Here is a 9,714-nt window from a genome sequence, read left to right on the forward strand (position 1 = left end):
GAGAGGACGATCGCGGTGGCCTTGCCCAACAAAAACATCGAATTCGACGCTGTCTACCCCGCCTTGGGCAGCGAGGTCCGAAGCAATCTCGCGGTTGGACTGGGATCGATAGTTTCCAGTCGAGGATGCGTAACCGTCGATGCCCAGCAAAGGACCAATGTGCCAGGCCTGTATGCCGCAGGCGACATGGTCGAGGGGCTCGACCAGATTAGCTACGCCATGGGGCAGGCTGCCGTGGCTGCCACAGCTATTCGCAACGATTTAAACAACCGCCAACCTCTGTATCGGTAACTTTGGTCGGCACCGGCTTCGGTATTAGGATGGATCGAGAGCACCTCGGTCCACGTAAGCATCTTCAGGTGGCAACGTGAGGACGTCCGGTAACTTCGACTTCCGCCAGCCGGCGGCCTTACGGCACGCGGCAACCATCGAAGGCACTCGAGAAAGTCGAGCCGCATCCGTCAAGTTAGTACTGGAAGCTCAGCTGCGATGACGACTGTTTGACGCGATCTTGATGCCGCCGGCCTTTTGCCGGCGGCCCGGACATGGCATCCTCTACCTATGAAGATCCGGCTCTTCCTGCACGCGCTAATCCTGGCCATGTTCCTGACGGCCAGCGTTCTCGCGGCCTATGTCACCCCGGCGAAGGCCGGTATGACGCGGGACGCTGTCGGCGTCGAGGAGACCATGGAAGCCGGCATGCCGTGTTGCCCGTCGGACCAGAATGGTCCCAAGGACTGCACAACGAACTGTCCGTCGCTGACCTTCTGCCTCGCAAAGACTTTCGCCGGCGGAACGGCCAAGGCCGTAGCACTTCCGCGACCGGTCATGGCCATCATTGCTCTTCTGGGCGACGACGCCGAGCGCGCATCTCAGAGCTTCGCGCCCCCCGCCAGACCTCCGCGACGCTGAGGCAATAGCCGGCGCGTCAGCGCTGGCTCCAGCCGCACTGCGCTGTCTGTGCGGTCGGTGGGCCGTGGCTTCGCGCCACGCGAGAGCCGCGCCAGAGCGCGGCAGCCTGATCCGTTCGGGATACTCACAATGTCGACTTTGAATCCCCTGCGCGCGCTCGTCGCCGCGTTTCCGCTCGCCTTCGCAATGCCGGCGCTGGCCGACATCAAGGACTACGAGTTCCAGCTCACCCAGTATGAGCTGAAGCAGGGTGACGGCGTCGTCGTCACCGTCCGGCTCATCGACAAGCGCACCGGCAAGGCGGTACCCGACGCCGTCATCTTCGCAAGCCGCATCGACATGGAGCCGGACGGCATGGCGACGATGGCCTCGAAGCTGGAGCCCATGCCCGCGCCCGAGCCCGGCATCTACAGCTTCAGGACCAACCTGATCATGGAAGGCGGCTGGCGTCTCTCGCTCGCGGCCAAGTTGCAGGGCGAGGTCGGCACGCTGGAGAGCAGGCTTATCCTGAAGGCGACGCCATGAGCCGGATTCCGCTCACCGCCCTCGCGCTCGCCACTGTGACGGCGGCGGGCGCGGCCGGTTATGTCGCCGGAACGCGCGGCCTCGTCCTGCCCGGCCTCGACCGGCTCCACCATGCCTTCATGCCCAGATCGCCGGTCGCGCAAAAGGCCGAGCCAGCGGCCGCCGCAGGGCCGATCGCCTATTGGCGCCACCCCGACGGTGCTCCGGTCTATGCGCCGGAACCCCGCAAGACGGAGGATGGTCGCGACTTCCTGCCTGTGCGCGCCAGCGAGGAGATCAGCTTCGACCCGCCTGCGGCCAGACCGGCGCAGACCAAAGCCGGCCCCGCCGCAGCCACCGAGGCCGAGCGAAAACTGCTCTATTACCGTAACCCGATGGGTCTGCCCGACACCTCGCCGGTGCCCAAGAAGGACTGGATGGGGATGGACTACCTGCCGGTCTATGCCGGCGAGGAGGCCGACGACAAGGTGATCAGGCTCTCCCCGGGACGCATCCAGCGCAGCGGCGTGCGCTCTCAGGCTGTCATCCGGCAGGCGATCAGTCGGCCGATCCGCGTGCCCGGCTCGGTTCAACTCGACGAGCGACGTGTCTCGGTGGTCGCGACGCGTTCGGACGCCTTCATCCAGGAAGTGGCGCCGATCACGACCGGCGATCGCGTCGCCAGGGGCGACCGGCTGGTCCGGATCTACTCACCCGAGATCACGGCAGCAAGCGCGCAGTTCGTCACCGAACTCAACGCCGCCGGGCGCGGCGCGCCCGAAGGCGGCGCGCGCCAGCGGCTGGAGAATCTCGGCGTCCAGCCGGAGATCGTAGCCGAGATCGAGCGCACCCGGAAAGTGCCGCTGACGATCGTCTGGTCGGCCCCGCGCGACGGCATCGTGCTGGAGCGCAACGTCGTCGACGGCATGCGGATGGCCTCGGGCGACAGCCTGTTCCGGCTCGCCGACATCTCGACGATCTGGGTCCTCGCTGACGTGCCCGAAGGCGATCTGGCGGCGATCCGAATAGGCGCGCCCGCTACGGTCCGCCTGCGCGGGCGACCCGGGACGGAGTTCGCGGGCAAGGTCGGCCTGATCTATCCGCAGGTGGCGGAGGCGACGCGCACCACAAAAGTCCGCATCGAAATCGACAATCGCGCCGGCATGCTGCTGCCCAACATGTACGCCGATGTCGAGATCGGCTCCGGCGAGGCGGGGCTGGTTCTCGCCGTTCCCGACAGCGCCGTGATCGACACCGGCACACGCCGCGTCGTCATCCTCGATCGCGGCGAGGGCCGTTTCGAGCCGCGCGAGGTTGCGGTCGGCCAGCGTGGCGACGGCATGGTCGCGATCAGCGAGGGCGTCTCGGAGGGCGATCGCGTCGTCGTCTCGGCCAATTTCCTGATCGACGCCGAGAGCAACCTCAAGGCGGCGCTGAGCGGTCTCGGCGTGCCCGCCGAGTCGAAGCCTGGGGAGCCAAAACCATGATCGCCCGCCTGATCGCCTGGTCGGCGCGCAACCTCGTCCTCGTCTTCGTTGCCACGGGCTTTGCCATCGCGGCGGGTGTCTATGCGGTGCGAACGCTGCCGCTCGACGCCATCCCCGATCTCTCCGACGTGCAGGTCATCGTCTACACCGAATATCCCGGCCAGGCCCCGCAGGTTATCGAGGACCAGGTCACCTATGCGCTGACGACCGCCATGCTGACCGTGCCGAAGGCGCGCGTCGTGCGCGGCTTCTCCTTCTTCGGCGTCTCCATCGTCGATGTCATCTTCGAGGACGGGACCGACCCGTACTGGGCGCGCTCGCGCGTGCTGGAATATCTCAACGCCGCCGCGCGCCGGCTTCCCACAGGTGTCTCGCCGACATTGGGGCCGGACGCGACCGGCGTCGGCTGGGTCTACCAGTATGCCGTCATTGCCAAGGAGATGACGCTCGCCGAACTGCGCTCGGTCCAGGACTGGTCCGTGCGTTTCGCCGCCTCGCGGGCGGAGGGCGTGGCCGAGGTCGCAAGCGTCGGCGGCTTCGTCAAGCAATACGCCATCGTGGTCGATCCGGTGCGGCTGCGGGCACAAGGGGTATCGCTGGCGACCCTGCGCGAGGCCGTCCGCAACAGCAACATGGATGTCGGCGGCCGCACCGTCGAACTGGCCGAGTTCGAGTTCGTGGTGCGCGGGCGCGGCTATCTGAAGTCGGTCGCCGATATCGAGAACATCGTGCTGCGGACCGAGCGGGGCGCGCCGCTGCGGCTCGCCGACGTCGCCCGCGTCGAGCTCGGCCCCGACGAGCGGCGTGGCATCACCGAGCTCAACGGCGAGGGCGAGGTCGCCAGCGGCATCGTGCTGCAGCGCTTCGGCGCGAATGCGCTCGGCGTGATCGAGCGCGCCAAGGCGAGGCTGGCCGAGATCGCCGCGACCCTGCCGGGCGGGGCGGAGATCGTGCCGGTCTATGACCGCTCGCAACTGATCGAGCGGGCGATCGAGACGCTGAAGGTGACGCTGATCGAGGAGAGCGTCATCGTCGCGCTAGTCTGCGTCGTCTTTCTCCTGCATCTGCGTAGCGCGCTGGTGGCGATCCTGATGCTCCCCGTGGGCATCCTGATCGCGTTTGCCGCGATGAAGGCGCTGGGGCTGGGCTCCAACATCATGAGCTTGGGCGGCATCGCAATCGCGGTCGGCGCCATGATCGACGCCGCCATCGTGATGATCGAGAACGCCCACAAGCATCTGGAGCGTGCCCCACCGGGCAAGCCGCGCATCGAGATCATTATCGAGGCGGCGAGCGAGGTCGGGCCGGCACTGTTCTTTAGCCTGCTCGTCATCACCGTCTCGTTCCTGCCCATCTTCACGCTTGAGGGCGAGGAGGGCCGGCTGTTCGGCCCGCTCGCCTACACCAAGACATTCGCGATGGCGGCCGCGGCCTTCCTGTCGGTGACGCTGGTGCCGGCGCTGATGGTCGTGTTCGTCCGCGGCCGGATCATCCCGGAACGCAAGAACCCCATCAACCGGGCGCTGATCTGGCTTTATCGTCCGCTGATCAAGGGTGTGCTTCGGGCGAAGACGCTGACGATCCTGCTGGCGCTCGCCCTGCTCGGCGTCAGCGTCTGGCCGGCGCGGCAACTCGGCTCGGAGTTCATGCCGACGCTGAACGAGGGCACGCTGATGTACATGCCCACGACACTGCCGGGCATCTCGGTCACCAAGGCGGCCGAGCTGCTGCAGACGCAGAACCAGATCATCCGCTCCTTCCCGGAAGTCGCGTCCGTCTATGGCAAGGCCGGTCGGGCTCAGACCGCGACCGACCCGGCCCCGACCGAGATGTTCGAGACCATCATCAACCTGAAGTCGCAGGACCAATGGCGGGCCGGCGTCACCTCCGACACGCTCAAGGCCGAGATGGACAAGGCGCTGCAGTTCCCGGGCGTTTCCAACGCCTGGACGCAGCCGATCCGCGCCCGCATCGACATGCTGGCGACCGGCATCCGCACCCCGATCGGCGTCAAGGTCTTCGGCGATGACCTGGCGAAGATGGAAGGCGTCTCGCGCCAGATCGAGACCGTTCTGAAGGCCGTGCCCGGGACCACCAGCGCCTATGCCGAGCGCGTCATCGGCGGCTATTTCCTCGACATAGTGCCCGACCGGATCGCGCTGGGACGCTACGGGCTCTCGGTCGGCGACGTTCAGGGCGCGGTCACGATGGCGCTGGGCGGCGAGACCGTGACGACCACGGTCGAGGGGCGCGAGCGCTACGGCGTCACCATCCGCTATCCGCGCGACCTGCGTTCCGACCCGCAGTCGATCGCGCGCGAGGTCCAAGTGACGATGCCGGGCGGCGGCTCCGTGCCGCTCGGCGAGGTCGCGAAAATCGAGCGCAAGCGCGGTGCGACCACGATCCGCACCGAGAACGGCCAACTTGCGATCTACATCTTCGTCGATATCGCCGGGCGCGATCTCGGCGGCTATGTCCGCGAGGCGCAAGGAGCGATCGCCAAAGCCGTCCACCTCCCAACCGGCTATCGCGTCGCCTGGAGCGGGCAGTTCGAATATCTCGAGCGGGCCGAGGCGCGGCTCAAGATCGTCGTTCCCGTCACGCTGGCGATCATCTTCCTGCTGCTCTACCTCAACTTCCGCCGGCTGACCGAGACGCTCATCGTCATGCTGTCGCTGCCCTTTGCCCTGGTTGGAGGCGTCTGGCTACTCTGGTGGCAGGGCTTCAACATGTCGGTGGCGGTCGCGGTCGGCTTCATCGCGCTGGCGGGCGTTGCGGCCGAGACCGGGGTGATCATGCTGATCTATCTCGACCAGGCGCTGAAGGAGGTCCGCGCTCGCTGCGCCGTAGAAGGGCGGGCGTTCACCCGCGCCGATCTGCAGGAAGCCATCATGCTGGGCGCGGTCGAGCGGCTGCGGCCCAAGATCATGACCGTGATCGCGATCATGGCGGGCCTGCTGCCGATCCTGTGGAACACCGGCACGGGCTCTGAGGTGATGCAGCGCATCGCCACCCCGATGATCGGCGGCATGGTCTCCTCGACCGTGCTGACGCTGCTGGTGATTCCGGCGATCTACGGGCTGGTAAAGGGATGGGGGCTGCCGAAGGCGGCGGCCGGGCTGTCAAGGCCAAATTCGACAGATGGCGGCGTCAAGTCGGGCACAGCCTCCAGTATGGCCGTCGTGTCAGAGCCTGTCCAGTGAGCTATCGTGCGTCGTCATTCCAGCGCGCGGTAGCGAGGTTTCAGGTCCGAGCATGTCGAGCACGGGACATTGCGCGAGCGGCTCACTGGTGCATCGCGCCACGGATGCGGCGAGGATGCTCTCCAGCCTCGTCAGGTCCGCGAGCTTGTGACGCACCTCGGTCAGGTGCGTCGCCGCGATGTCCTTGGCCTCCGCGCAGGAGCCCTGGCGGGGATCGTCCAGGATCAGGAGGGCGCGAACCTCTTCGATGCTGAACCCCAACTCGCGGCCTCGGCGAATGAAGGCCAGCCGTCTGACATGGACATCGTCGTAGACGCGATGGCCGCCCGGCGTGCGGGGCGGTGCAGGCATCAGCCCGATGGTCTCGTAGTAGCGGATCGTCTCGAGATTGACGCCTGCTGCTTTCGCAAGCTGTCCGGCGGCAAGGCCTCGCGCCTTCGTGAGCATAGGTGGCTTGATCCCGTAGTAGCTACCGGAGGCAGAGTGACATGGATCGGACCGGAGAGCTATTCATGATCAGCGCTGAACTCGGACAATCTGGCGCGACGAAGCCTCTCCCGGCGCCCTCGACGGGCGTCCTGGCGGGGACGGGCCTCGTCGTCGGAGCCGGAGCTCTGATCGCATCCTCTTGCTGCGTCTTGCCGATGGCGCTTGCAGGGCTTGGCGTGACCGGCGCGGTCTTCAGCGGCCTTGCGGTACTGGCCAATATCCGGCCGTTTCTCATCGCCGGCGCGGCGGTCATGCTGGCCCTCGGCTGGGCATTTTTCTTCTGGCGACGTCGCAGCGCGAGATGTGATGGCGAGACCTGCGCCAAACTGGAGCGATCGGGCCGCACGATAGGGCTGCTCGGCGTCGGCTCTCTGGTCATCGGACTGGCTCTGGTGTGGGGCCCTTACGTCGAGCCAGCCCTGCTCAAGCTGGCGCGGTGATTTTCATGGAACTTCAATCGACGCTGACCTGCCCGCACTGCTCCCATCAGGCGACAGAGACGATGCCCATCGACGCCTGCTGGTTCTTCTACGAGTGCAAGAGTTGCGGCGTGCTGCTGAGACCGCTGGAAGGAGACTGCTGCGTGTTCTGTTCCTATGGCGCGACGCCCTGTCCTCCGATTCAGGCCGCCGATGGAAAGTCGTCAGCGGCGGCCTGCTGTGGACCTCCGACAGCGGGCCCGAACTGAGTCCGGCGGCGGATCGGGGACTGTTTCGAAGCAACTGCGCATCGGATCCGGCATTCATCAGCCCGATCATCCAGTGCGTGTCCGCGAATAAAACTGGTGCGTGGTGACGCATGTCCAGTACGATGTTGTGCGGGGTTATGCGGCATGGGCGCCGCGCCTGTTCCGGAACCGGTACATGGCGGCCATGGCAATTCCAAGCACTGACTGCAGGGACTGAGATCCGCGTGCGGTGACGGGCCGACAGGCGGCAGTGATCGGGAGGGTCCACCACCGCTCACTCGGCTGTCGGACGCGCGGTTGGGGTAAGCCTTGGACCCTCCCCGCTATTGCTCATGGGGCGGCTGATCGTATCCGGGTAGCGCCATATCGGCCAGGATCGGGCATTCTGGGCGGTCGTCGCCGTGGCAGGTCCGAGCGAGATGCCGGAGTGTGAGCGACATGCCTTGAAGCTCTTCGATCTTAGTTTCGAGATCGCGCACGTGCTTCATCGCGAAGCGCTTTACGTCGGCGCTCGCCCGGCTCTTGTCGCGCCAGAGCGCCAGAAGTTGGCGGGCCTCCTCGATAGAGAACCCGAGCGTGCGAGCTCGCTTGATGAAGCGAAGCTCGTGAATCTCTTCGGTCGCGTAGATCCGGTACCCGGCCTCCGTCCGGATTGGCGGCTCGATGAGGCCGATGCTCTCGTAGTAGCGGATCATCTTCGCCGTCACGCCGGATGCCGTCGCCGCCTGTCCGATGTTCATGTCGATGTCTCCTATGACTGTGGCGAGTTCATTGCGCAGCGGCTAGCGCTGTCGGCCTCGTCGGGCTCGGTTCCACCCGCTTCGACCCGCCGAAGCGCTTGAGCCTCAGGGCGTTGGTTAGGACGCTGACGCTCGAAAGGGCCATGGCTAGGCCGGCGAACATGGGCGACATCAGGATACCGAAGGCTGGGTAGAGCGCGCCGGCCGCGACGGGGATGAGCACGACGTTGTATCCAAAGGCCCAGACGAGGTTCTGGCGGATGTTGGCGATCGTCGCCTGCGACAGGGCGATGGCCTTGGCGACTCCCTCCAGATCGCCGGACATCAGGACGACGTCGGCACTCTCGATCGCGATGTCTGTCCCAGTACCAATCGCGATGCCGACATCCGCCTGCGCCAGCGCCGGCGCGTCGTTGATCCCGTCCCCCACGAAGGCGACGCGGCCGCCTCCGGCCTGTAGCGACTTGACCACTTCGGCCTTGTCGGTAGGCAGAACTTCGGCGATGACCTCGTCGATTCCGAGCCGGCGCGCGATGGCCTGCGCCGTGCGTGCGTTGTCGCCGGTGACCATAACGATGCGCAGGCCCAGCTGGTGCAGCGCGGCGATTGCGGCGGGCGTCGTCTCCTTCACGGGGTCTGCAACCGCTATAATGGCCGCGAGCCTGCCGTCGATCGCGGCGTAAAGCGGCGTCTTGCCCGCGTTGCCAAGTTGCGCGGCCTGCTCGGCGAACGCCGATAGATCGAGGCCCAGCCGCCGCATCAACCGGTCGGCGCCGACCTCGATGCGACGACCCTCGACACTTGCCGCGACACCGAAACCGGGCTCGCTGGAGAAGTCCGCCGGCTCGGCCAGCCCCAGCCCGCGCTGCCGCGCACCGGCGACGATCGCATCGGCCACAGGATGCTCGGAGAGGGATTCCACCGAGGCGACGAGGCGCAGCACCTCGTCTTCCTTGAACCCTTCCGTGACGGCGATGTCGGTCAACTCCGGCCGGCCCTTGGTCAGCGTGCCTGTCTTATCGAGGGCGATGACCGTCGAATCCTTGAGGCTCTGCAGCGCCACGCCCTGCCGGAACAGGATGCCGAGTTCGGCGCCCTTGCCGGTGCCGACCATGATCGAGGTTGGCGTCGCCAGCCCCATCGCGCAGGGGCAGGCGATGATCAGCACGGCGACGGCGTTGACAAGCGCATACGACAGCGCGGGGCTTGGACCGAACGCTAACCAGGCCGTGAAGGTCAGGAGAGCCAGTCCGATGACGGCTGGGACGAACCACATCGTCACCTTGTCGACGAGCGCCTGGATCGGCAGTTTCGAGCCCTGCGCAGCCTCGACCGTGCGCACGATCTGCGCCAGCAGCGTATCGGCCCCGACTCTCTCGGCGGTGAAGCGGAAGGCGCCCGCGCCGTTTATTGTCCCGCCCGTGACTGCAGAACCGGGTTGCTTTCGGGCCGGGATCGGCTCGCCGGTGATCATCGCCTCGTCGACATAGGATGATCCCGATACGACATCGCCATCGACGGGGATGCGTTCGCCTGGACGCACGATCACGACGTCGCCCGCGACCACGGTCTCGATGGCGACATCGATCTCGTTGCCGTCTCGCAGCACGCGGGCCGACTTGGCTGGGAGCGACAGTAGGCGGCGAATGGCCTCGCTCGTCGAGCCCTTGGCGCGCGCTTCGAGCCAACGC

General features: G+C 66.4%; 10 protein-coding genes. 7 read left to right on the forward strand and 3 right to left on the reverse strand.

Annotated elements, in window-relative coordinates; genetic code table 11:
• The 5 genes from Q8M82_RS08080 to Q8M82_RS08100 form a co-directional block, all read left to right on the forward strand.
• Positions 1 to 291, forward strand: a 291-nt coding sequence (locus tag Q8M82_RS08080; protein WP_305690854.1) for an FAD-dependent oxidoreductase, incomplete at its 5' end; no start/stop codon positions are given.
• 270 nt (positions 292 to 561) lie between these two features.
• Positions 562 to 912 carry a hypothetical protein gene (locus tag Q8M82_RS08085; protein WP_305690855.1) on the forward strand — a complete coding sequence of 117 codons (351 nt, stop codon included), beginning with the start codon at positions 562 to 564 and terminating at the stop codon, positions 910 to 912.
• A 129-nt stretch (positions 913 to 1,041) separates the two neighbouring features.
• Positions 1,042 to 1,437: a FixH family protein gene (locus Q8M82_RS08090; protein ID WP_371126271.1), complete on the forward strand. Its 396-nt coding sequence runs from the start codon at positions 1,042 to 1,044 to the stop codon at positions 1,435 to 1,437.
• Positions 1,434 to 2,903 (forward strand): efflux RND transporter periplasmic adaptor subunit, encoded by a 1,470-nt coding sequence (locus Q8M82_RS08095; protein WP_305690856.1) that lies wholly within the window; start codon positions 1,434 to 1,436, stop codon positions 2,901 to 2,903. Before Q8M82_RS08090 ends, Q8M82_RS08095 begins: the two co-directional genes overlap by 4 nt.
• Positions 2,900 to 6,106 carry an efflux RND transporter permease subunit gene (locus tag Q8M82_RS08100; RefSeq protein WP_305690857.1) on the forward strand — a complete coding sequence of 1,069 codons (3,207 nt, stop codon included), beginning with the start codon at positions 2,900 to 2,902 and terminating at the stop codon, positions 6,104 to 6,106. The genes Q8M82_RS08095 and Q8M82_RS08100 overlap by 4 nt, the downstream gene beginning before the upstream one ends.
• Here Q8M82_RS08100 and Q8M82_RS08105 read toward each other — a convergent pair.
• Positions 6,089 to 6,553, reverse strand: a complete 465-nt coding sequence (locus tag Q8M82_RS08105) for a MerR family transcriptional regulator (RefSeq protein ID WP_305690858.1) — start codon at positions 6,551 to 6,553, stop codon at positions 6,089 to 6,091. The genes Q8M82_RS08100 and Q8M82_RS08105 overlap by 18 nt on opposite strands.
• Before the next feature lie 65 nt (positions 6,554 to 6,618).
• Here Q8M82_RS08105 and Q8M82_RS08110 point away from each other — a divergent pair, with 65 nt between their 5' ends.
• Together Q8M82_RS08110 and Q8M82_RS08115 are read left to right on the forward strand one after the other, a co-directional pair.
• Complete coding sequence (locus tag Q8M82_RS08110) at positions 6,619 to 7,035, forward strand: mercuric transporter MerT family protein (RefSeq protein WP_291820700.1); 417 nt, start codon at positions 6,619 to 6,621, stop codon at positions 7,033 to 7,035.
• A gap of 5 nt (positions 7,036 to 7,040) precedes the next feature.
• Positions 7,041 to 7,283 (forward strand): GDCCVxC domain-containing (seleno)protein, encoded by a 243-nt coding sequence (locus Q8M82_RS08115; protein ID WP_291820703.1) that lies wholly within the window; start codon positions 7,041 to 7,043, stop codon positions 7,281 to 7,283.
• Positions 7,284 to 7,606: 323 nt separating this feature from the next.
• Here the strand turns inward: Q8M82_RS08115 and cueR are convergent, their stop codons facing one another.
• Together cueR and Q8M82_RS08125 are read right to left on the reverse strand one after the other, a co-directional pair.
• The gene (gene cueR / locus Q8M82_RS08120; RefSeq protein WP_291820706.1) at positions 7,607 to 8,023 is read right to left on the reverse strand and encodes a Cu(I)-responsive transcriptional regulator; all 417 of its coding nucleotides are present in this window, start codon (positions 8,021 to 8,023) and stop codon (positions 7,607 to 7,609) included.
• Positions 8,024 to 8,051: 28 nt separating this feature from the next.
• Positions 8,052 to 9,714: copper-translocating P-type ATPase (locus tag Q8M82_RS08125; protein WP_305690859.1), on the reverse strand; the 1,663-nt coding region annotated here is incomplete at its 5' end.

This window comes from Allobosea sp., assembly GCF_030694325.1.
GTDB lineage: Bacteria > Pseudomonadota > Alphaproteobacteria > Rhizobiales > Beijerinckiaceae > Allobosea.

Coding starts and splice junctions, on each gene's coding strand:
- Q8M82_RS08110 (WP_291820700.1), top strand. CDS start 6,619: ATGATCAGCGCTGAACTCGGACAATCTGGCGCGACGAAGCCTCTCCCG.
- Q8M82_RS08095 (WP_305690856.1), top strand. CDS start 1,434: ATGAGCCGGATTCCGCTCACCGCCCTCGCGCTCGCCACTGTGACGGCG.
- Q8M82_RS08085 (WP_305690855.1), top strand. CDS start 562: ATGAAGATCCGGCTCTTCCTGCACGCGCTAATCCTGGCCATGTTCCTG.
- cueR (WP_291820706.1), bottom strand. CDS start 8,023: ATGAACATCGGACAGGCGGCGACGGCATCCGGCGTGACGGCGAAGATG.
- Q8M82_RS08100 (WP_305690857.1), top strand. CDS start 2,900: ATGATCGCCCGCCTGATCGCCTGGTCGGCGCGCAACCTCGTCCTCGTC.
- Q8M82_RS08090 (WP_371126271.1), top strand. CDS start 1,042: ATGTCGACTTTGAATCCCCTGCGCGCGCTCGTCGCCGCGTTTCCGCTC.
- Q8M82_RS08115 (WP_291820703.1), top strand. CDS start 7,041: ATGGAACTTCAATCGACGCTGACCTGCCCGCACTGCTCCCATCAGGCG.
- Q8M82_RS08105 (WP_305690858.1), bottom strand. CDS start 6,553: ATGCTCACGAAGGCGCGAGGCCTTGCCGCCGGACAGCTTGCGAAAGCA.